This window comes from Streptomyces fractus, assembly GCF_049844455.1.
GTDB lineage: Bacteria > Actinomycetota > Actinomycetes > Streptomycetales > Streptomycetaceae > Streptomyces > Streptomyces fractus.
This window is the reverse complement of record NZ_JBMYHI010000002.1, coordinates 515,837-536,948: the sequence shown is the minus strand read 5'-3', so window position 1 is coordinate 536,948 and position 21,112 is coordinate 515,837. Positions and strand designations below refer to the sequence as shown.

Annotated in this window: 18 protein-coding genes and 1 pseudogene; 10 read left to right on the top strand and 9 right to left on the bottom strand. The window is 70.4% G+C overall.

Annotated features, from left to right (window positions below; all coding sequences use genetic code 11):
• The first annotated feature begins 39 nt into the window (after window positions 1-39).
• A complete protein-coding gene (locus ACP4E5_RS04560) occupies window positions 40-2,346 on the top strand; it encodes an FdhF/YdeP family oxidoreductase (protein ID WP_425825405.1) in 2,307 nt (768 codons plus the stop codon).
• Here the strand turns inward: ACP4E5_RS04560 and ACP4E5_RS04555 are convergent.
• Window positions 2,334-3,131 (bottom strand): IclR family transcriptional regulator, encoded by a 798-nt coding sequence (locus ACP4E5_RS04555; RefSeq protein ID WP_425825404.1) that lies wholly within the window; start codon window positions 3,129-3,131, stop codon window positions 2,334-2,336. The two genes, ACP4E5_RS04560 and ACP4E5_RS04555, sit on opposite strands and share 13 nt — an antisense overlap.
• Before the next feature lie 396 nt (window positions 3,132-3,527).
• Here ACP4E5_RS04555 and ACP4E5_RS04550 point away from each other — a divergent pair, with 396 nt between their 5' ends.
• From ACP4E5_RS04550 to ACP4E5_RS04525, 6 genes are all read left to right on the top strand, one after another.
• Window positions 3,528-4,613 (top strand): S-(hydroxymethyl)mycothiol dehydrogenase, encoded by a 1,086-nt coding sequence (locus ACP4E5_RS04550; protein WP_425825403.1) that lies wholly within the window; start codon window positions 3,528-3,530, stop codon window positions 4,611-4,613.
• Window positions 4,614-4,714: 101 nt separating this feature from the next.
• Window positions 4,715-5,857, top strand: a complete 1,143-nt coding sequence (locus ACP4E5_RS04545) for an aromatic ring-hydroxylating oxygenase subunit alpha (RefSeq protein ID WP_425825402.1) — start codon at window positions 4,715-4,717, stop codon at window positions 5,855-5,857.
• 28 nt (window positions 5,858-5,885) lie between these two features.
• Window positions 5,886-6,206, top strand: a complete 321-nt coding sequence (locus ACP4E5_RS04540) for a bifunctional 3-phenylpropionate/cinnamic acid dioxygenase ferredoxin subunit (protein ID WP_425825401.1) — start codon at window positions 5,886-5,888, stop codon at window positions 6,204-6,206.
• Complete coding sequence (locus ACP4E5_RS04535; RefSeq protein WP_425825400.1) at window positions 6,203-7,396, top strand: NAD(P)/FAD-dependent oxidoreductase; 1,194 nt, start codon at window positions 6,203-6,205, stop codon at window positions 7,394-7,396. The genes ACP4E5_RS04540 and ACP4E5_RS04535 overlap by 4 nt, the downstream gene beginning before the upstream one ends.
• A 111-nt stretch (window positions 7,397-7,507) precedes the next feature.
• A complete protein-coding gene (locus ACP4E5_RS04530; protein ID WP_425825399.1) occupies window positions 7,508-8,182 on the top strand; it encodes a GntR family transcriptional regulator in 675 nt (224 codons plus the stop codon).
• 160 nt (window positions 8,183-8,342) lie between these two features.
• Window positions 8,343-10,802 (top strand): GcvT family protein, encoded by a 2,460-nt coding sequence (locus ACP4E5_RS04525; RefSeq protein WP_425825398.1) that lies wholly within the window; start codon window positions 8,343-8,345, stop codon window positions 10,800-10,802.
• Window positions 10,803-10,857: 55 nt separating this feature from the next.
• Here the strand turns inward: ACP4E5_RS04525 and ACP4E5_RS04520 are convergent, their stop codons facing one another.
• The 4 genes from ACP4E5_RS04520 to ACP4E5_RS04505 form a co-directional block, all read right to left on the bottom strand.
• Entirely contained in the window at window positions 10,858-11,721 is an 864-nt protein-coding gene (locus ACP4E5_RS04520) for a dioxygenase family protein (protein ID WP_425825397.1), read from the bottom strand.
• Between the two features lie 3 nt (window positions 11,722-11,724).
• On the bottom strand, window positions 11,725-12,564 hold the full coding sequence (locus ACP4E5_RS04515) for a citryl-CoA lyase (protein WP_425825396.1): 840 nt from the start codon (window positions 12,562-12,564) through the stop codon (window positions 11,725-11,727).
• Entirely contained in the window at window positions 12,557-13,774 is a 1,218-nt protein-coding gene (locus ACP4E5_RS04510) for a CaiB/BaiF CoA transferase family protein (protein ID WP_425825395.1), read from the bottom strand. Before ACP4E5_RS04510 ends, ACP4E5_RS04515 begins: the two co-directional genes overlap by 8 nt.
• A 163-nt stretch (window positions 13,775-13,937) precedes the next feature.
• Window positions 13,938-14,765 carry an IclR family transcriptional regulator domain-containing protein gene (locus ACP4E5_RS04505; RefSeq protein ID WP_425825394.1) on the bottom strand — a complete coding sequence of 276 codons (828 nt, stop codon included), beginning with the start codon at window positions 14,763-14,765 and terminating at the stop codon, window positions 13,938-13,940.
• A 551-nt stretch (window positions 14,766-15,316) separates the two neighbouring features.
• Between ACP4E5_RS04505 and ACP4E5_RS04500 the strand changes: the two genes are divergently transcribed.
• Both ACP4E5_RS04500 and ACP4E5_RS04495 read left to right on the top strand, forming a co-directional pair.
• The gene (locus ACP4E5_RS04500; protein ID WP_425825393.1) at window positions 15,317-16,573 is read left to right on the top strand and encodes an MFS transporter; all 1,257 of its coding nucleotides are present in this window, start codon (window positions 15,317-15,319) and stop codon (window positions 16,571-16,573) included.
• A 91-nt stretch (window positions 16,574-16,664) separates the two neighbouring features.
• Window positions 16,665-17,297: a class I SAM-dependent methyltransferase gene (locus ACP4E5_RS04495; protein ID WP_425825392.1), complete on the top strand. Its 633-nt coding sequence runs from the start codon at window positions 16,665-16,667 to the stop codon at window positions 17,295-17,297.
• Here the strand turns inward: ACP4E5_RS04495 and ACP4E5_RS04490 are convergent.
• Window positions 17,278-18,013 (bottom strand): annotated as a pseudogene (locus ACP4E5_RS04490) (MerR family transcriptional regulator). The gene ACP4E5_RS04495 and the pseudogene ACP4E5_RS04490 sit on opposite strands and share 20 nt — an antisense overlap.
• 66 nt (window positions 18,014-18,079) lie before the next feature.
• Here ACP4E5_RS04490 and ACP4E5_RS04485 point away from each other — a divergent pair.
• Window positions 18,080-18,520 carry a DUF6194 family protein gene (locus ACP4E5_RS04485; RefSeq protein ID WP_425841080.1) on the top strand — a complete coding sequence of 147 codons (441 nt, stop codon included), beginning with the start codon at window positions 18,080-18,082 and terminating at the stop codon, window positions 18,518-18,520.
• 45 nt (window positions 18,521-18,565) lie between these two features.
• Here the strand turns inward: ACP4E5_RS04485 and ACP4E5_RS04480 are convergent, their stop codons facing one another.
• From ACP4E5_RS04480 to ACP4E5_RS04470, 3 genes are all read right to left on the bottom strand, one after another.
• Complete coding sequence (locus tag ACP4E5_RS04480) at window positions 18,566-19,171, bottom strand: dihydrofolate reductase family protein (RefSeq protein WP_425825391.1); 606 nt, start codon at window positions 19,169-19,171, stop codon at window positions 18,566-18,568.
• An 89-nt stretch (window positions 19,172-19,260) separates the two neighbouring features.
• A complete protein-coding gene (locus ACP4E5_RS04475) occupies window positions 19,261-20,403 on the bottom strand; it encodes an acyl-CoA dehydrogenase family protein (RefSeq protein ID WP_425825390.1) in 1,143 nt (380 codons plus the stop codon).
• 82 nt (window positions 20,404-20,485) lie between these two features.
• Window positions 20,486-21,112, bottom strand: coding sequence for a TetR/AcrR family transcriptional regulator (locus ACP4E5_RS04470; RefSeq protein WP_425825389.1), 627 nt, complete (start codon window positions 21,110-21,112; stop codon window positions 20,486-20,488).

Here is a 21,112-nt window from a genome sequence, read left to right as displayed (position 1 = left end):
GTCGGCTCCCTGTGAGTCGGAGACGTAGAGGTGATGGGCGTGCGCGCGATCGAAGAGCCCGAAGAGGATCTTTCCCTGAGCAAGCCCAAGACCTGGGCCACCGGGGCGCCCGCCGTCGCCCACGCCCTCCAGTACGCCCTGAGCCAGACCTCGCCCAAGCGCACCGCCCTGACCCTGCTCAACATCAACCAGGACGGCGGCATCGACTGCCCGGGCTGCGCCTGGCCCGAGGGCGCGCCGGACAAGCGGCACCGCAACGAGTACTGCGAGAACGGCGCCAAGCACATCGCCGACGAGGCCACCACCCGCCGCGTCACCCGGGAGTTCTTCGCCGAGCACCCGGTCAGCGAGCTGGCCGAGCGCTCCGACTACTGGCTCAACCAGCAGGGCCGGCTGACCGAGCCCATGGTCAAGTACCCGGACAGCGACCACTACGAGCCGATCGGCTGGGACGGCGCGCTCGGCCTGCTCGCCGACGAGCTGAACGGGCTCGACACCCCCGACGAGGCGCTGTTCTACACCTCGGGCCGGCTCGCCAACGAGCCTGCTTTTCTGCTCCAGTTGTTCGCCCGCGCCTACGGCACCAACAACCTGCCCGACTGCTCCAACCTGTGCCACGAGTCCAGCGGCTCCGCCCTCAACGAGACGCTCGGCATCGGCAAGGGCAGCGTCAGCCTCGACGACCTGCACAACAGCGACCTCGTGTTCGTCGTCGGCCAGAACCCCGGCACCAACCACCCCCGGATGCTCACCGCGCTTGAAGAGACCAAGCGGCGCGGCGGGAAGATCGTCGCGGTCAATCCGCTGCCCGAGGCGGGGCTGCTGCGCTTCAAGCACCCGCAGAAGGCGCGCGGCGTCATCGGCCGGGGAACCGAGATCGCCGACCAGTTCCTCCAGATCCGGCCGGGCGGCGACCTCGCCCTGTTCCAGGCGCTCAACCTGCTGCTCCTGGAGGCCGAGGACAAGGCGCCCGGCACCGTCCTCGACCGCGAGTTCATCGACGCCCACACCTCGGGCTACGAGGTCTTCACGGACAACATCCGCGGGCTCGACTGGGCGGAGGTCCTCAAGGCCACGGGACTCACCCGCGAGGAGATCGAGGAGGTCCACCAGCGGGTGCTCGGCGCCAAGAACGTCATCGTGTGCTGGGCGATGGGCCTCACCCAGCACAAGCACGGCGTCCCCACCATCCGCGAAGTCGTCAATTTCCTGCTGCTGCGCGGAAACATCGGCAGGCCCGGCGCCGGCGTCTGCCCGGTGCGCGGCCACAGCAATGTGCAGGGCGACCGCACCATGGGCGTGTGGGAGCGCATGCCGCAGTCGTTCCTCGACGCCCTGGAGAAGGAATTCGGCTTCGCCCCGCCCACCCGGCACGGGGTCGACGCGGTCGACGCGATCCGGGCCATGCGCGACGGGCGGGCCCAGGTGTTCGTGGGCGTCGCGGGCAATTTCGTCCGCGCCACGCCCGACAGCGACGTGACCGAACGGGCCCTGCGCAATTGCCGGTTGACGGCCCACATCTCCACGAAACTGAATCGCTCGCACGCCGTGTGCGGCCGCACCGCGCTGATTCTCCCGACGCTGGGGCGCAGCGACCGCGACATTCAGTCGGGCGGTGAGCAGTTCATGACGGTCGAGGACTCGATGAGCGACGTGCACGCCACCCGCGGCCGGCTCGCCCCCGCCTCACCCGCGCTGCTCAGCGAGGTGTCCATCATCAGCCGGCTCGCCCGCAGGACCCTCGGCGACCGGCACGGGATCACCTGGCAGGCATTCGAGAACGACTACGACACCATTCGCGAGCACATCGCGAACGTGGTGCCGGGATTCGACGACTTCAACCAGCGCGTCAGGGAACCGGGCGGCTTCAACCTGCCCAATCCCGTCAACAAGCGCATCTTCCGGACGGCGAGCGGCACCGCCGTCTTCACCGCGAACCAGTTCACCGGGCTCACCGCGCCGCCCGGCCACCTGATCCTTCAGACGCTGCGCTCGCACGACCAGTGGAACACCATCCCGTACGCGATGGACGACCGCTATCGAGGCGTCAAGGGCGCGCGGCGCGTCGTCCTGGCCAACGCCGAGGACCTCGCCGAACTCGGCATCGCGGAAGGCGCGTTGGTCGACCTGATCAGCGTGTGGACCGACGGCAGCGAACGCAGGGCGCCCGCCTTCCGCGTCGTCGGCTACCCGACGCCCCGGGGCTCGGCCGCCGCCTACTACCCCGAGACGAATGTCCTCGTGCCGCTGGACAGCGTCGCCGAGAACAGCAACACCCCCACGTCCAAGGCCGTGATCATCCGGATGGAGCCGGCCGAGGGGGAGGCCCCCGGTCAGTCCAGGTAGCCCATCTTGCGGCTGATGTCCTGCGCGCTCCGCAGCAGCGTGGGGGAGAGCTCGTGCATCCGCTCCTCGGTGAACCGGTAGGCGGGACCCGAGGCGCTGATCGCGGCGATGACCTCACCCTGGGCGTTCCTGATGGGCGCGGCCATTCCGTGCAGCCCGATCTCCAATTCCTCCAGTGTCACCGCATATCCGCGTTCAAGGGTCTGCGCGAGATCCTTCTCGAGCTTTCCCTTGGCGGTCAGGGTGTGCGGTGTCATCTTTTTCATGTGGGAGGCCGCGAGCATTTCCGCCCGCTCTCCCTCCGGTACATGGGCGAGCAATATCTTTCCACTGGATGTGGCATGCATCGGGGTGAGCTGGCCGACCCAATTGTGCGTACTGACCGCCATTGGGCCGCGCACCTGGAGCACGTTCACCGCGTAATGCTCTTGCAGGATCGCGATGTTGACGGCCTCACCGAATTCCTCCGCGAGCTGCTCGCAGAACGGGCGCGCCTGCTGCGTCACATCGAAGTTGTCGGTGACCGAGCTGGCCAGGCGTACGATGCCGAACCCGATCCGGTACTTCCCCCGGTCACCCGACTGTTCGACCAGGTCGCGCGCCTCCAGCGCGCCCAGCAGACGGAAGGCCGTCGACTTGTGCACGTCGATTTCCGCGGCGATCTCACTGACGCCCGCTTCTCCGCGCCGGGCGAGAATCTCCAGAACGCTCACGGCACGGTCGACGGACTGGACTCCGGCGCCCGACGAGCCCGTTGTCTCACTGTCTGCGTCACGCTTTCTCATGGCGCGACTATAGGCGCTGGTCGCGGGCGGGCGGCAGGGCGATGCGGAAGGCCGCCCTCGGGTTCGTCCGCACACTGTTCTTCATCAAGTGACGCCTCCTGAATTTGGTCATATGGCGCCCGTATAGCCAGTCCTGCTACCCGGGACGACGACAGTCATGCGCCTCGTGCGGCGGCGCGACGGCGCCGGGGGCGGTCCGACGTGCGGGTCTTCGGTGTCCCGCGACGGATCTCAGATCCCCCTTGACACGCGCCGTCGACGGAGACGACAGTTTGGGCGTTGCGTAGAACGCGTCAAGGTTCTTCATGCGCAACAGAGTTCGGCTCTCCTGAACAGCTCCTCCTCGGCCCTCATCGGCTCTTCTGCCTCCCTCGACAGACCCCAAGGAGCTCAACCGTGACTCAAGAGGTACGCGCGGTGGTCGCCCGGAAGCAGGGCGCCCCCGTCTGTCTGGAAACGATCCTGGTCCCGGAGCCGGGACCGGGGGAGGCGCTGGTGCAGGTGCGGGCCTGCGGCGTCTGCCACACCGATCTGCACTACCGGGAGGGCGGGATCGGCGACGCGTTCCCGTTCCTGCTCGGCCACGAGGCCGCCGGCATCGTCGAGTCCGTCGGTGACGGGGTCACCGACGTGGCGCCCGGCGACTTCGTGATCCTCAACTGGCGTGCGGTGTGCGGCAGTTGCCGGGCCTGTCGGCGCGGCCGGCCCTGGTACTGCTTCGCCACGCACAACGCCACGCAACCCATGACCCTTCTCGACGGCACGGCGCTCTCCCCTGCGCTCGGCATCGGCGCGTTCGCGGAGAAGACCCTCGTCGCCGCCGGTCAGTGCACCAAGGTCGACCCGGCCGCTCCGGCGACCGCGGCGGGCCTGCTCGGCTGCGGCGTCATGGCGGGCTTCGGCGCGGCGGTCAACACCGGAGGCGTCGGCCGCGGCGACTCGGTGGCCGTCATCGGTTGCGGAGGTGTGGGTATCGCCGCTATCACCGGGGCGAAGGTGGCCGGCGCCGCCCGCATCATCGCCGTGGACATCGACGAGCGGAAGCTCGCGAAAGCCGAGCGGTTCGGCGCCACCGACACCGTCGACTCCTCCAGGACCGACCCCGTGCGGGCCGTCCGTGAACTCACCGGCGGCTTCGGCGCGGATGTCGTCGTGGAGGCGGTCGGCCGCCCGGAGACTTACCGACAAGCCTTCTACGCCCGCGACTTGGCGGGCACCGTCGTCCTCGTCGGCGTGCCCACCCCGGACATGAAGCTGGAACTGCCGCTCGCCGACGTCTTCGGCCGCGGCGGCGCCCTCAAGTCCTCCTGGTACGGCGACTGCCTGCCCTCCCGCGACTTCCCGGCCCTCATCGACCTCTACCTCCAGGGCCGCTTCGACCTCGGCGCGTTCGTCAGCGAGGAGATCGGCCTCGACGAGGTGGAGTCAGCGTTCGACGCCATGCGCCGCGGAGACGTACTGCGCTCAGTGGTGACGCTCTGAGCGCGAGGGCCGACCGGTCCCTCACACCGCACACACCACACAACTCGCATCGCTTCGGCACCTGCCGCATGTCCGAACGACATCTACCGAGGTGACACCTGATGAGCGTCACGAGCCTGCCCCCGAGCCTGATGTCCACGCTTCCGGGCGACTACTACACCGACCCGCAGATCTTCGCGCGGGAGCAGGAGCACATCTTCGAGTCCATGTGGTTCTGCGTGAGCCGGGCAGCCGATCTCACCAAACCCGGCAGCTTCCGCACCTACCAGGTCGGCCGGGAGAGCGTCCTCGTCTCACGCTCCCGGGACGGCTCCGTCCGCGCCTTCCTCAACATCTGCCGGCACCGCGGCGCCAAGCTGTGCACCGAGGAGTCGGGCGAGGTCAGGCGCAACTTCCAGTGCCCTTACCACGCCTGGACCTACGGGCTCGACGGCAAGCTGGTCGCCGCCCCCAACCTGACGTCGATGCCGGACATCGACCGCATCGAGTACGGCCTGGTCACCGTGCACGTCCGGGAGTGGCTCGGATACGTGTGGGTGTGCCTGGCCGAGCGGCCGCCCTCCTTCGAGGACGAGGTGATCGGCGCGGTGAGCGAGCGCCTGGGCGCCGCCGACGCCATCGAGAACTACGCGATCGGCGACCTCGCCCTCGGCCGGCGCATCACGTACGACGTGCGGGCCAACTGGAAACTCATCATCGAGAACTTCATGGAGTGCTATCACTGCGCCACCATCCACCCCGAACTCACGGAAGTCCTCCCGGAGTTCAAGGACGGCCTCGCGGCCCAGTACTTCGTCGGCCACGGCGCCGAGTTCGCCGACGAGGCCAGGGGCTTCACCGTCGACGGATCCGAGGGCCTCGACCGCATCCCTTCGGTCGCCGACGAACAGGACCGGCGCTACTACGCGATCACCGTGCGGCCCCAGGTGTTCATCAACCTGGTCCCGGACCACGTGATCCTCCATCGGATGTACCCGATCGCCCACGACCGCACGATCGTCGAGTGCGACTGGCTCTACCTGCCGCACGTCGTCGACAGCGGCGGCGACAGTGAGGACATGGCGCGCTCCGTCGAACTGTTCCACCGCGTCAACCAGCAGGACTTCGACGCCTGCGAGCGCACCCAGCCCGCCATGAGTTCGCGCGCCTACGTCAAGGGCGGCGTCCTCGTCCCGAGCGAACACCACATCGGAGAGTTCCACGCCTGGCTCCAGGCCGGACTCGGCACGCAACGCGCCACTTGACCGTCCATTCGTTTCCTGGAGGTTCCCCATGATCCCGGTGTGCCGCATCGAAGATCTGCCCCCTGGCGAGTCCGTCCGCGTGACGGAGGGCGTACCGGCCCCCGTCGCGGTCTTCAACGCGGACGGCACGGTGTACGCCATCGACGACACCTGCACCCACCAGGACGCCTCGCTCGCCGACGGCTTCCTGGAGGGCTGCTACGTCGAATGCCCCCTGCACGAGGCGTCGTTCGACCTGCGCGACGGACGCCCGACCTGCCCGCCCGCGAAGACGCCCGTCCGCACCCACCACGTCACCGTCGAGGACGGTCAGGTCCTGCTCCACGTCACCGTAGGGGAGCCAGCATGAAGCACATCACCGTCGTCGGCGCCTCGCTCGCCGGCGTCAGCGCCGTCCGGTCCCTGCGCGCCGAGGGGTACGGCGGAGGGATCACCGTCGTGGGAGAGGAACTCCACCGCCCCTACGACCGCCCGCCCCTGTCCAAGGCCTACCTCAAGGGCGACGTCACGGCAGAGGCCCTCGCGCTCGGGGACGCCGAGGAGTACGAAGAGCTGGGCGTCCACTGGGAGTTGGGTCGGCGCGCCGTACACCTGGACTGCTCCACCACCTCCGTCATCCTCGCCGACGGGCGCAGGATCGACACCGACGGCGTCGTCGTCGCCACCGGCTCCGCCGCCCGCCGCCTCCCCGGCACGGACGGCCTCGCCGGTGTCCACACCCTGCGCACCCTGGACGACGCCCGGAGCCTGCGCGCCGAGCTGGTGAGCGGGGCGTCCCGGCTGGTGGTCATCGGCGCCGGATTCATCGGCGCCGAAGTCGCCGCCACCGCCCACCAGTTGGGCCTCGACGTCACCGTGGTCGAGGCGCTGGAGACCCCGCTGGAACGCCAGCTGGGCGCCGAGATGGGCCGCGTCTGCGCCTCCCTCCACACCGACCACGGCGTACGCCTGCTGTGCGGCACCGGAGTGGCGGAGCTGGAGAGCGGCGGCGGCCGGGTCACCGGGGTGCGGCTCACGGACGGGCGGCTGCTGCCCGCGGACATCGTGCTCGTCGGGGTGGGGGCACGGCCGGTCGACGACTGGCTCGCCGACTCCGGGGTGTGGGTGGACAACGGCGTGGTGTGCGACGCCGGCGGCGCCTCCAGCGTCCCCCATGTCGTCGCCGTCGGCGACGTGGCCCGCCGCCCGCACCCCTTCACCGGTCGGCACGCCCGCATCGAGCACTGGTCGAACGCCACGGAGTCCGCCGCCACCGCGGCCCGCACGCTGCTCACCGGCCACTCCGCGACCCCGCGTGCCACCCCGCCGTCCTTCTGGTCCGACCAGTACGACGTCCGCATCCAGCTCGCGGGCTCCGTCGGCTCCGGCGCCGAGCCCGAACTCGTCGAGGGCTCCTACGAGAGCCGGTCCTTCGCGGCGCTCTACAGGGAGAACGGGGTCGCCACCGCGGTCCTCGCCATGAACCGGTCCAAGATCTTCAACCGTCTGCGCCGCACCCTGACCCCCGCCGCGGAAAGGAGCGCGCCCGCCGCCGTGTGACGGGCCCACCACCATGCCTTCGCCTCTCGCGCCGTGCCGCACCCCTGATATATCAATGCCTGGATGCGGTACGGTGTGGTCCCATCGCGGACATGTCACGGGAGGGGCGAGATGGCATCGGTGCCCGCCGCCGGGGGCCGGTCGAGCGGTGCGACACTGGCCGACCAGGCGTACCAGGAGATCACGGACCGGCTCGTCACCCTGCGGATCCGCCCCGGCGAACCGGTTCACGACGGTCGCCTCGCCGAAGACCTCGGCCTCGGCCGCACCCCGGTGCGTGAGGCCCTCAAGCGCCTGGAGACCGAGCGGCTCGTCGTCGCCTTCCCCCGGCGCGGCACCTTCGCCACCGAAGTACAGATCGCCGACCTCGGCCACATCTCCGAGGTGCGCCAGGAGCTCGAACCCCTCGCCGCCGCGCGCGCCAGCAAGCGGGCCACCGCGGCGGACCGGGAACGCCTGCGCGAGCTGCTCACCCGCGTCGAGGAGGAGTCGCAGGACGCGCCGGAGCACGGCGAAGTCGGCCTGCTGCGCCTCGACATGGCGGTGCACCGTGCCGTCTACGCGGTCACGTACAACCCGTACCTCGAATCCACGCTGGTCACCTACGACAACCTCGCCACCCGGATCTGGTGCCTGTTCATCGACCGCCTGGTCGGACTCGAGCAACACGTCCACGAACACGGGCAGTTGCTGCGGGCCGTCATCGACGGCGACGCCGCCAAGGCCTCGGCCGTGGCCGCCGGGCACGTGGAGAACTTCGAGCGCGCGATCCGCTCCATCATCTGAGGCCGGTTCCCGCCGAAGGCGGTGGCCGGCGCACCTCCCGCATGCCACAGGCCCGTCCAGGGGCCGCCGCTCCGGCGATCCCTCATGCCCCGGCGGGTCAACATGCCCCGGCAGGTCAGCACCCTCCCCCGTGCACCCTTGAATTCCCGGAGGACCCTCCATGACCTCGCAGTCTTCGCAGCCCAAGGTGGTCATCATCGGAGCCGGCATCGTCGGCTGCTCCCTCAGCGACGAACTCACCGCTCTCGGCTGGAGGGACGTCACCGTCCTCGACCAGGGCCCCCTCTTCGCGACCGGCGGCTCCAGCTCGCACGCCCCCGGTCTCGTCTTCCAGACCAGCCCCTCCAAGACCATGACCGAGTTCGCGCGCTACACCGTCGAGAAGACGAGCGCACTCGACCTCGACGGAGACTGGTGCTACCGGCAGGTCGGCGGCCTGGAGATCGCCACAACTCCCGAGCGCCTGAAGGAACTTGAACGCCGCCACGGCTGGCTTACCTCCTGGGGTGTCGAGAGCCACCTCCTCGGCCCCGAGGAATCCGCCAAGCTCCACCCGCTGCTCGACCCCGACGCCATCCTCGGCGGTTACCACATCCCCAGCGACGGACTCGCCAAGGCGCTGCGCATCGGCGAGGCACAGGCCCGCCGCGCCCTGGCCCGCGGCGCCACCTTCCTCGGCCATCACACCGTCACCGACATCGAGACATCCGGCGGCGCCGTCGCCGCCGTCGTCACCGACCGCGGCACCTTCCCCGCCGACATCGTGGTGTCCTGCGCCGGATTCTGGGGCCCGCGCATCGGCCGCATGGTCGGCCAGGACGTGCCGCTCGTCCCCATGGGCCACCAGTACGCCACCACCACCCCGGTCACCGAACTGAAGGGCCGCAACAGCGAGTTGGACGAGGCGAACCTGCCGATCCTGCGCAACCAGGACGCCGGCCTGTACTACCGCGAACTCGTCGACCGCATCGGCATCGGCTCCTACGCCCACCGCCCCATGCCCCTGTCGCCCGACGACGTCGCCCACCCCGCCGACAGCCCGGACCAGCCCTCGAAGCTACACTTCACGAAAGCCGACTTCGAGGGCGCCTGGGCCGACACCCGCAGGCTGTTGCCCGCGCTCAACGACGCGGACATCGCCGACGGCTTCAACGGCCTGTTCTCGTTCACCGTCGACGGCATGCCCCTGATCGGCGAATCCCCGACGGTGTCCGGCTTCTGGCTCGCCGAAGCGGTGTGGGTGACCCACTCGGCGGGCGTCGCCAGGGCCGTCGCGAAGTGGATGGTCGAGGGCCGGCCCGGCATCGACGTCCACGGCTGCGACATCAACCGCTTCGAGGACGTGCAGCGCGCCCCCGGCTACGTACACGAGCGCAGCTGCCAGAGCTTCTCCGAGGTCTACGACATCATCCACCCGCTCCAGCCGCCGAACCGACCGCGTCCCCTGCGCGTGAGCCCCTTCCACGCACGTCAGCAGGAACTCGGCGCGATGTTCCTGGAAGCCGGTGGCTGGGAGCGCCCGCACTGGTACGAGGCCAACGCCCACCTGCCCGAGGTGTCACGCATCGGTGAGCGCAACGAGTGGGCCTCCCGGTTCTGGTCGCCCATCGCGGGCGCCGAGGCGCTGGTCACCCGCGAGCGGGTGGCGATGTACGACATGACCCCGCTCAAGCGCCTGGAGGTCAAGGGCCCGAACGCCCTCACGTTCCTGCAACGCCTCTCAACGAACCAGCTGGACAAGGCAGTCGGCGCGGTGACGTACACGTTGATGCTCGACGAGGCGGGCGGTGTGCTGAGCGACCTCACCGTCGCCCGGCTCGCCGCCGACCGCTTCCAGGTCGGCGCCAACGGCAACCTCGACCTGGACCGGCTGCGCCGCCACCTGCCCGCCGACGGCACCGTACAGGTCCGCGACATCACCGCCGGCACCTGCTGCGTCGGCGTGTGGGGCCCGCGCGCCCGCGACCTCGTGCAACCCCTCACCGACACCGACTTCTCGCACGAGAACTTCGGCTACTTCAAGGCGAAGCAGGCCTTCATCGGGGACGTCCCCGTGACCGCGATGCGGCTCTCCTACGTCGGCGAACTCGGCTGGGAGCTCTACACCACCGCCGACATGGGCCTGCGTCTGTGGGACACGCTCTGGCGGGCCGGACAGGACCACGGCGTGATCGCGGCGGGCCGCAGCGCCTTCAACTCCCTGCGCCTGGAGAAGGGTTACCGCGCCTGGGGCCACGACATGACCAGCGAGCACAACCCCTACGAGGCCGGGGTCGGCTTCGCCGTCCGCAAGAAGAAGGGCGACTTCGTGGGCCGCGAGGCGATCGCCGACATCACCAAGGACACGGTGCACCGCCGCCTCACGGCCCTCCTCATCGACGACGACCGCTCGGTGGTGATGGGCCACGAACCGGTCCACGTGAACGGCCACCCCTGCGGCTACGTCACCAGCGCCGCGTACGGGTACACCCTCGGCCGCCCGATCGCCTACGCCTGGCTCCCCGCCGAGCACGCGGAACCCGGCACCCGCGTCGAGATCGCCTACTTCGGCGACCGGGTCACGGCGACCACGGCGGCGGAGCCGCTGTTCGACCCGGAGATGACACGGATCCGGCGGTGACCGAACCGGTGACCGGCCCGGCCAGAGTCTCCTTCCTGAAGGAAGGAGTTACATGTCAATCCGGTTCCAGGACGAAGGTGTACTCGGCGTGGAGGTACGGCTCCGTGAGCTTGCTGCCGTCGGGCGGCGGGGCGGTGGCCGGGTCGCGTTCCGTGAAGGGGACGATCAGCGGGGCCTTCGTGCCGAACACGACGTCGCTGTCCAGGTATTGACCGCCCTCCCGGAACAGGTGGGTGATCAGCCTGCGGTGGCCCGGGTGGTCGATGAGGAAGTGGACGTGGGCCGGGCGGAAGTGGCTGATCCGGGTTCGGTGGATGAGCTCGCCCACCGGGCCGTCCATGGGGATGGCGTAGCCGAGGGGCGCGACGGTGCGGATGCAGTACGTGCCGTCCTCGCGGGTGGTGTACTTCGCACGCAGCCGGGCCTCGTCGACGTCGGGGACCTGGGACTCGTACGCGCCGTCGGTGTCGGCCTGCCAGACGTCGAGGACGACGTGGGGGAGCGGCCGGCCCGTGGTGTCGGTGACCGTGCCGGTGAGGAAGAGCGGGGTGCCGGGGAGGCCGTCCGACATGTCGTGGGCGTGCGGCACGTCGGGGGAGCCGTCGATGTGGAACGGGCCGAGGACCGTGGCGGGCGTGGCACGCTCGGAGAAGCGGTGGCCGAGCTCCACGGTGAGCATGCTCAGGCCCAACACGTCGGAGGCCAGGACGAGTTCCTGGCGCTTGTCGTCGCTGAGCTGTCCGGCCGCCGTGAGCCACTTGATCGCGGCCGCCCACTCGTCCTCCGTCAGGTTCACCTCGCGGGCGTACGCGTGGAGGTGGCGGACGAGGGAGGTCATCAGCTCGGCCAGGCGCGGGGACTCGGCGGTGGACCAGCGGTCGACGGCCAGTTCGGTGAGGTCGTGCTCGTCGGTGGACAAGGGCTACTCCTGCGGGGAGGCGGGGGTCGGCGGGATCGGAGCGCTGTGCTGTTCCACTGAGGCGAAGATGTCCCGGGCGACCGGCGTGCGGATCTCCTCCGCCAGCTGGCCGATCAGGCCCGCCGTGCGGGCGAGCAGGGCGAAGCCGCGCAGGAGGGGGAGCGGGAGGCCCAGGTCGGCGAGGGCGGCTCCGCACACCCCGGCGCCGTTGAGGGGGAGGGTGCGGCCGAGGACGGTCGGGTGGGTGCGGCCGATGGCCTCGAAGAGGGTGAGGTGCGGGCCGAAGACGCCCTCCTCGTGGGCGATGTCCATGAGGCGTTGCGTGCGGGGGTCGCCCTGTTTGTGGAGGTGGTGGCCGAGGCCCGGGATCAACTCGTGTGCGTCATGGGCGTGTTGGACCGTGCGCAGGGCCACCGCGTCCCAGGCCGGACGGTCGTCGGGTGCCGGTTGCCCGTCGCCGAGTGAGGTGATGACCTCGTTGAGGAAGTGGCCCGTGTCCTCGGTGACGCCCAGGAAGCGCGAGCCGCCGCCCAGCAGCCCCGCGGCGAGTGCGCCCTGGACCGAGTCCGGGGCGGAGAGGTACGTGAGCCGGGAGACGATCGCGGTGGGGGTGAAGCCGTGGTCGGCGAGCGCCGCCAGGACCGCTTCGAAGACGCGGGTCTCGCCGGGGCTCGGACGGCGCTGCGTCGCCAGCCAGAACGCCAGCTCGCCGAAGCCGACGGAGCCCATGATGTCCTCGGCCAGGTCCTGACCGAGGAGAGTGATCCGCTTCGGATCCGATGCGCCCAGGGCCGTGGGGTAGGCGGGCTGATGCGGCCGGGCGGGCGGTGGTGCGTCAGGCATGCGGGGGCTCCGTGTCCGTGTCGGGCTCTTCCGTGCTTGTGGGGGCCGCCAACCAGGCCCGCAACTCCTCGCCGTGCTCGTCCAGTTCGGGCGGAGGCAGGTGGTACGCGGCCGGGGTCGCGGAGAAGCGGATCGGGTGGCGGGTCGTGGGCAGGGCGCGGTCGCCCTCGCCGACGGTGACGACCGGGTCGAGGCCGAACTCCTCGGCCAGCGCGAAGCCGCCGTCGATCGTGTTGATCGGGCCGCTGGGCACCCCGGCCTTCACGAGCAGGCCGAACCATTCGTGTGCGCCGCGCGTGGCCAGGCGCTCGACCAGGATCGGGCGGAGCTCGTCGCGGTGGGCCGTGCGGTCGGCGTTGCGGGCGAAACGCGGGTCCTGCGCGATCTGAGGGATGCCCAACACCGCGCACAGTGTGCGGAATTGGGGGTCGTTGGCGGCGGCGACGATCAGGTCGTGGTCGGCCGTCGGCAGCGGTTCGTACGGGAAGACGCTGGGGTGGGCGTTGCCCATGCGGTACGGGACCGTGCCCCCGGCGACGTACGCGGAGCTGTGGTTGACGAGGCCGGTGAGCGCCGAGGAGAGGAGGTTCACCTCGACGTGCTGGCCCTCGCCGGTGGCGTCGCGGTGGCGCAGCGCGGCGAGGATGCCGAGGGCCGCGTGGTTGCCCGCCATGACGTCGAAGACGGAGATGCCGGCCCGGAACGGCGGGCCCTCCGGGTCCCCGGTCAGGCTCATCAGGCCGGACATGGCCTGCACCATCAGGTCGTAGCCGGGGACGTCACGGCCCGCGCCGGTGCCGAAGCCGGTGATGGACGCGTAGACCAGGCGGGGGTTCGTGCGGCTGACCGTCTCGAAGTCGAGGGCGTAGCGGTCCAGGCCGCCGGGGCGGAAGTTCTCGATCAACACGTCTGCCCGGTCGGCCAGTTCGGCCGCGAGCGCGGCGTCGGACTCGTTCCGCAGGTCCAGGGCGAGGGAGCGCTTGCCCCGGTTGATGCCCAGGTAGTACGTCGAGACGCCGTCGTGGACCGGTGGCATCCACGTGCGGGTGTCGTCGCCGCGCGGGCCCTCGACCTTGATGACGTCGGCGCCGAGGTCGGCGAGCAGCATCGTCGCGTACGGGCCCGCGAGGATGCGGGAGAAGTCGGCGACGAGGATGCCCGACAGCGGTCCCGCGGCGGGTGGTTGGTCGGGTGGGGAGTGTGGCGACATGGACGCAGCCTCTCCGTGTCCGGGGTCTCCGTGTCCGGGGGCCGGACACTTGTCCGTGCGGCGATTGTGATCTCGGCGGGGGTTGGCGTCAAGGAGTGGTGGTCGCGCTCTCGGGGCTCTGCCCCGGACCCCGCCGCTCAAGCGCCGCAGGGGCTTGAGCGACTCACCCTCGCCGCAGGGCCGCCGGTTTCGGTGATGACGTCACGTGCGGTGCTGATTGCAGCTGGGCGAAGTCCGCGCTGATCTCGCTCGCCGCGTGCAGCAGGTGCGGCAAGTGGGCGTGGATCAGGACATCGACCGGCGTTTCGGCCGCGTGCGCGTTGACGTTGAGGCTCGCGATCACGCGGCCCGTGCCGTCCCGCAGGGGCGCCGCCACCGAGCGAATGCCGCGGGCGAGCTGCTCGTCCGTGAGGGCCCACCCGCGGGCGCGCACGTCGCGCAACTCCGCCTCCCACTCGGTGCGTTCGGGGTTCCAGAGTGGCGTGAGACCCGAGCGGCTCGGCTCGGCGAGGACCCGTGCCGCCTCGTCCGGGGGCAGCGCGGCGAGCAGCACCTTGCCGAGGGAGGTGGACAGTGCGGGGAAACGGGTGCCGATCTGTACGGACAGCGTGACGATCTTCGGGCGGGCCACCCGGGCGACGTAGACGATGTCCGAACCGTCGAGCTGCGCGATCGAGCAGGACTCGTCCGTCTGCTCCACGAGACACTCCAGGTGAGGGCGCGCCACGTCCCACAGGCCCATCGACCGGACGTAGGCGACGCCCAGGTCGAGCACGCGCGGTGTGAGAGCGAAGCCGGCGGCGCACTGGCGGACGTAACCGAGTTCGGTCAGCGTCAGCAGGATGCGGCGCGCGGTCGGGCGGGCGAGGCCCGTCCCGCTCGCGACCTCGGCGAGCGACATCACCGGCCGGCCCGGCCGAAAAGCGGTGATCACGTCCAGGCCGCGGGCCAGCGCCTCGATGAAATCCGGGCCGGTTCCTTCGCGGGGCATGGCGGCTCCCCTCCCTGCCATGGGCGGATCCAACTCGTCCAATTCCCGTCAGGGTCACGGGAATTGACAGCAGGGTGCGCCTTCAGCGGCATCGGTGGCAATGGCTGACCGGCATCCGGACGCTTGTCCGAAGTGGTCCTGAGTGCCGGAGAGGAGACCGATGACGCATCGCCCGCTCCTCAACCCCTACGGTCACGTGTGAAGCACGAGCACCTGCGGTCGACGCTGAGCCAGGAGGCGTGGCGGGCCGGAATCCGTACACGTACACGCACTACCGGTCGGGCACCACCCGCGGCCGGTGACGATCGGCAGACGCTCGGGGAGAGGCCGTGTGAAGGGCGGCCCGCGCGGTGTGAAAGAATTTCACCCTGCCGGTGCGAGCACGGTCCCCCAGGAGATCGTCGACGCCACCATCCCTTCTTCCGTTCTCCGGATGCCGCGGCCCTTTCCCCCGGTCGCGCCGTGTCCGGACGTCGGCATGAGCGGGTGGGGCAGGACGCCCGCCCCGGCGCCCGCCCACCTCGCGCGACGGAACGACGGAACCAAGCCACATGACACAACTGGATGAGACGGCCGCGACCCCGGTGGACGCCGCGGGCGGCGGTGACAAGCCCAGCCGCTACGCGAAGAAGGCGGTGTTCGCCTCCTCCCTCGGCTACGCGATGGACGGCTTCGACCTGCTGATCCTGAGCTTCGCCCTCTCCGCGATCTCCGCCGACCTCGGCCTGGACAAGGCGCAGGGCGGCTCGCTCGCCACCATCACGCTCATCGGCGCCGTCGTCGGCGGACTCGGTTTCGGGATGCTCGCCGACCGGATCGGCCGTGTGAAGGTCCTCACCTACTCGGTGATCTTCTTCGCCGTCTTCACCGGCCTCTCGGCGCTCGCGACCTCGTACGGGGAGCTGTCCGCGTTCCGGTTCCTGGCCGGCGTCGGCATCGGCGGCGAGTTCGGCATCGGCATGACGCTCGCCGCCGAGGCGTGGCCGAGCAAGAAGCGGGCGCGCGCCACGTCGCTTGTCGCGCTCGGCTTTCAGGCGGGGGTGCTCGCGGCGGCGCTGATATCCGCTCCCGTGCTCGCCGCGTGGGGCTGGCAGGGACTCTTCGTGATCGGTGCGGTGCCCGCGGTGGTCGCCATCGCGCTCCGCTCCCGGCTGCACGAGCCCGAGCACTTCACGCGCACCCGCAGCGAGGGCACGCGCCTGTCGACGCTCGCCTCACTGAAGCTGCTGGTGAAGGACGGCCCCACCGCCCGCGCCAGCTTCGGCGTGCTGGTCCTGACCTCGGTCCAGAACTTCGGCTACTACGGCATCATGACGTGGCTGCCGACCTACCTGAGCGAGCGGTTCGGCTACAGCCTCACCAAGTCGTCCGGCTGGACCGCCGTCACCGTCGTCGGCATGGCGCTCGGCATCCTCCTCTTCGGTGAACTCGCCGACCGCCTCGGCCGCCGCAGGACGTTCTGGCTCTTCCAGGTCGGCGCGGCGCTCTCCGTCCTAGCGTACAGCCAGCTCGTGTCGCCCTGGGCGCTGCTCGTCGGCGGCGCCGTGATGGGCCTCTTCGCCAACGGCATGACCGGCGGCTACGGCGCGCTGATGGCCGAGCTGTACCCGACGCAGGTGCGGGCCACCGCGCAGAACACCCTGTTCAACATCGGCCGAGCGGTGGGCGGATTCGCGCCCGTCGTCGTGGCCCTGTGCGCGGACCGGTGGGGCTTCGCCGTCGCCATCGGCCTGCTGTCCGCGATCTACGTCGCCGACATCCTCGCCATGTTCGTCATCCCCGAGCGCAAGGGCGCGCGCCTCGACTGACGCCGCGACCGCACCCGCGCAGGGTGCTCGCCTTCGGCGCGGACGGGCCGCATGCTGGGACCGGACGCCCGCGCCGAAGGGGGAGGCCGCCGTGACCGCTCGTGATCAGGACCTGCGGACCCAGAAGATCTGGGCCCGCGACGCGCCCCACTACGACGGCTGGATGCGCCGCTTCGACCGCCACATGCTCCGCGGCGGCCGCGCCGGGCTGTGCGCGCGGGCCCACGGCCGGGTCCTCGAGGTCGCCGTCGGCACCGGCCTGAACCTGCCGCACTACCCCAAGGGCACCGACCTGACCGGGGTCGACCTCTCGCCGGACATGCTGGCCCGCGCCCGCGTGCGGGCCGCCGACCTCGGCGTCGACGCCACGCTCAGCGAGGCGTCCGCGACCCGGCTCCCGTTCCCCGACGGCTCCTTCGACACGGTCGTCTGCGCGCTGGCCCTGTGCTGCATCCTCGACGACCGCGCGGCCGTCGCCGAGATGCACCGCGTCCTCGCCCCCGGCGGCACGCTCCTCCTGATCGACCACGTCATCAGCCACCGGTTCGCCGTACGCACGCTTCAGCGCGCCATCGAACCGCTGATGGTGAAACTGGCCGACGACCATCAACTGCGCCGCCCGTTGCACCTCGTACGGGAGGCCGGATTCAGCGTCGTCGAGCGCGAGCGCTACAGCTTCGGCGTGATCGAACGGCTCGTCGCGGTCAAGCCCGGCCCCGAGTGACGGAGTCCAGGACGGCGGCGAGGTCCGCGCCCGCGCGCAGGAGTTCCACGGAGCGCGCGGCGATCCGGTCGAGGCGTTCCACGAGGACGCGCCGGACCCTCTCCGGCCCACCGTCCTCCCCAACTGCGTGCAGCGAGTCGATGATGTCCCGCACCGCCGGGATGCCGTAACCGCTGGAGCGCAGCGCCGCGACGATCCTGGCCGCGCCGATCGCCGAGGGAGTAGCGGCGCGCCCGCAGCGAGGTCACGCGCTCGGGCGCCACGAGGCCCTCCCGCTCCCAGAAGCGCAGCGTCGAGGCGCGCACGCCGAGCGCTGCGGCGAGTTCGGTGATGGTCATGGAGTCGTCGCCGGCGGCGCCGGGCCGGTGTGCTTCCTCGGCTCCGATCGCCCACAACGCCTCTTGGGCACGCAACGCCTCGTCGCGTTCGCGCGCGAGACCGACATGCACGGCGTTGATCGCCGCGGCCGCCTCCGTGATCGACTGCGTCCACACCGCCGCCATCAGCCGCCGGGCGGCGACGGGCCCGATGGCGCCCGCGAGGCCCCGGTAGGCGCGCAGCGCCTGCACATGGACGGGTGCGTAGGCCCGATATCCGTTGTCCGATCGCACGGCCGCCGGGACGACACCGAGCCGTTCGAGGTCGCGCACCTGTTGCAAGGAGTACCCCGACTCCCTGGCGACATCGACGGTCCTCAGTACTTTCTCGTCGGCCACCCGTCTCCCCTCAACCCCACATAAGCACTTCAAGCCGATGCTTGAACCATGACCAGCGACACGAGTATGGAACACATCATCACGACCGTGCGCGGCCTCGACGGCGCACTCGTCCTCACTCCGGAGCCCGGCGGCGACTTCCCCGAGATCGCGTGGGGCGACGCGTTCTTCTACTACGCCCCGGACGGCGAGATCCCGCAGGCCGGGCAGCCGTACGGGACGATCGTCACCAAGAACTATCCGGGCGACGGGCTGTCGGACCTGGACGCCCCGGACCGCCTGCGTGTGAACATCCAGGTGGACCGGGCCACCTTCCAGGAGCTCACTGGAGGGTTGCCGGTGGACCACGCGGCCGTCGACACCGTGCTGCCCCACCCGGTGTACGGCGCCCAGAGCTGGATCTGCGTCGTCAACCCCGGCGAGCGGACGTACGACACGGTCCTGCGGCTGCTGCGCGCCGCGCACGACGCGGCACGCGCGCGCTTCGAGCGGCGCCGGCAGGCGTGACCAGCAGACCCTGCCCGGCCGGTCCGCCCTCACCCGGCGGATCGCTCAGTAGCTGTCGAAGGTGGGCTCGCCGCTCGGCCGGTAGGCGCCGACGACGGTGCCGCCCTTCGTCGTCGAGACGCTGACCGGTTCGAGCGCGGTGGGGATCGCCCCGTCGGCGAACAGCCGCTTGCCGGTGCCGATGATCACCGGGTGGATGGTCAGCCGGTACTCGTCGACCAGGCCGTGTCGCATGAGGGGCTGGGCGAGATCGCCGCTGCCGACGACGTTGATGTTGCCGCCGTCGGACGCCTTCAGCTCGCGCACGGCGTCGACGATGTCGCCCTCGAGGAGCGAGGAGTTCCGCCACTCGACGGACTTCAGGGTCCGGGACGCCACGTACTTGCGCGTGCTGTTCATCCGCTCGGTGAACGGGTTGCCCGGATCGGCGGTCGGCCAGTACGACGCGAACAGGCCGTACGTCTTGCGGCCGAGCAGCATCGCGTCGGCCGGCTCGTACCAACCGGCGATCGCCGAGCCGACCTCGTCGTCGGACACCGGCTTCTGCCAGCCGCCGTACTGGAAGCCGCTCTCGACGTCCTCGTCCGAACCGCCCGGCGCCTGCATGACGCCGTCCAGTGACAGGAACGTACAGACAATGATCTCGCGCATGATGTGCTCCCTTCGTCGACGGGTAGACCGGCCGACCGCCAGGAACTCATCGGCCGCGCCCTCCGGCGGGCACGGCCGCGCGTCACCGCCTACAGCCCGTACGTCTTGCCGATGATGTCCCGCTGGATCTCGCTCGTCCCGCCGTACACCGTCGACACGACCGTCGCACGCAGCAGGGCCTCCATGCCGTACTCGGTGGCATAGCCGTAGCCACCCAGCATCTGCATGCCCTCCAGCGTGACGTGCTTCGCCAGCTCCGTGCACTTCAGCTTCGCCATCGAGGCCTCGCGGGCGAACACCTTGCCCGGCTCCGCGTCGATCGTCGCGGCGACGTCGTCGAGGAGGAGCTGCGCGCACTCCAGCTCCGTCGCCATGTCCGCGATGCGGTGCTTGAGCGCCTGGAAGGAGCCGATGGGGCGGCCGAACTGCTCGCGCTGGCGGACGTACGCCAAGGTGTCGTCGAAGGCCCGGCGTGCCACCCCGAGCATCATCGCGGCGAGGATCATCCGCTCCAGGTTCAGGCCGGCCATCAACTGCGTCCAGGCCTTCCCCGGCGTGCCCACCACCGCGGAGTCCGGGACGAAACAGTCCGTGAAGTAGAGGTCGTTGACCTCCTTGCCGCCCATCGTGTCGATGCCCCTGATGGTCAGGCCCTCGGCGTCCGTCGGCACCATGAACTGGGTCAGGCCCTCATGCTTCGACGAACCCGGCTCCGTGCGGGCGATCAGCAGGATGTGGTCGGCGAAGTGCGCGTTGGAGCACCACGTCTTCTGCCCGTTGACCAGATAGCCGCCCGCGGTGCGCTCCGCACGGCAGGTCAGCGCGCCCACGTCCGAACCGGCCCCCGGCTCGGACATCGAGACCGACTCGACCCGGCCGTTCACCACACCTTCGAGGATGGTGCGCTTCTGCTCCTCCGTGCCGAACTTCTCGTACGCCGCCGCGGTGATGATCGTCGTGCCGAAACCGCTGATGGGGGCGCGCCCGTAGGACGTCTCCTGGAGGAAGAGGGAGAGGTCCACCATGCCGAGTCCCGCGCCGCCGTACTCCTCGGGGACGGCGATGCCGAGCCAGCCGAGCTTCGCCATCTTCTCGTACAGCTGCTGGTTGTGGTGCTCCACGCCGTTGGACGTCAGCTTGTCGCGCTGCTCCTTCGTGCCGCACTCGCGACCGCAGAAGTCCGCGATGGCCTTGACCAGGTCGCGGCGTTCGTCGGACAGGACTCGGGGCATGGTGTGTCTCCTGAGGAGTGAGGAAGGTGTGTACGTGACCGGTGGCCACGGTCAAAGGTGTGTACGTGACGGGTGGTCCCGGTCAGCCCTTCAGGACCGCCGGGAAGACCGTGTGCAGCAGGTGGAACACCGAGCGGGTGAGCATCACGTGCAGGTCGTCGCGCGTGAGCGTGCCGCGCTCCAGCCACTCGTGGGACGCGGACTTGAGCATGGCGCTGTGGGCGCGGATCATCGCGCGGAGCTTGTCCCGCCCCGCGTCCTCGGCGACGTCCGTCATCATCGCGGCTTCGAGGATCCGGTCGGTGGCGATCTCGTCGGCCTCCAGCATGATCCGGTCGACCTCCGGGTCGCCGAGGGACTCCATGCCGATGGCCGCGAGCCACATCTCCCGGTTCCGCTCGACGACTTCGAGCCAGCGGTCGACGCAGACGGCGAGGCGTTCCTCGGCCGTGGTCCGCGGCAGCCGCTGTGACACGGAGGCCGGGATGACCATCATCTGCCGCACCACTTCCAGGTACAGCTGCCGCTTGTCGCCGAAGTAGTGGTTGACCAGGGCCCGGGCCACACCGGCCTCGGCCGCGATGTCCGAGATCGACACCGAAGCGTAGCCGGCCGACCCGAACCGTCGGCGGGCGACGGCGAGGATCTCGGCGCGGCGCGCGTCCGGCTCCATCCGGCGCCGCCCGGTGGCCTGGGTCTTGGCTCCCAT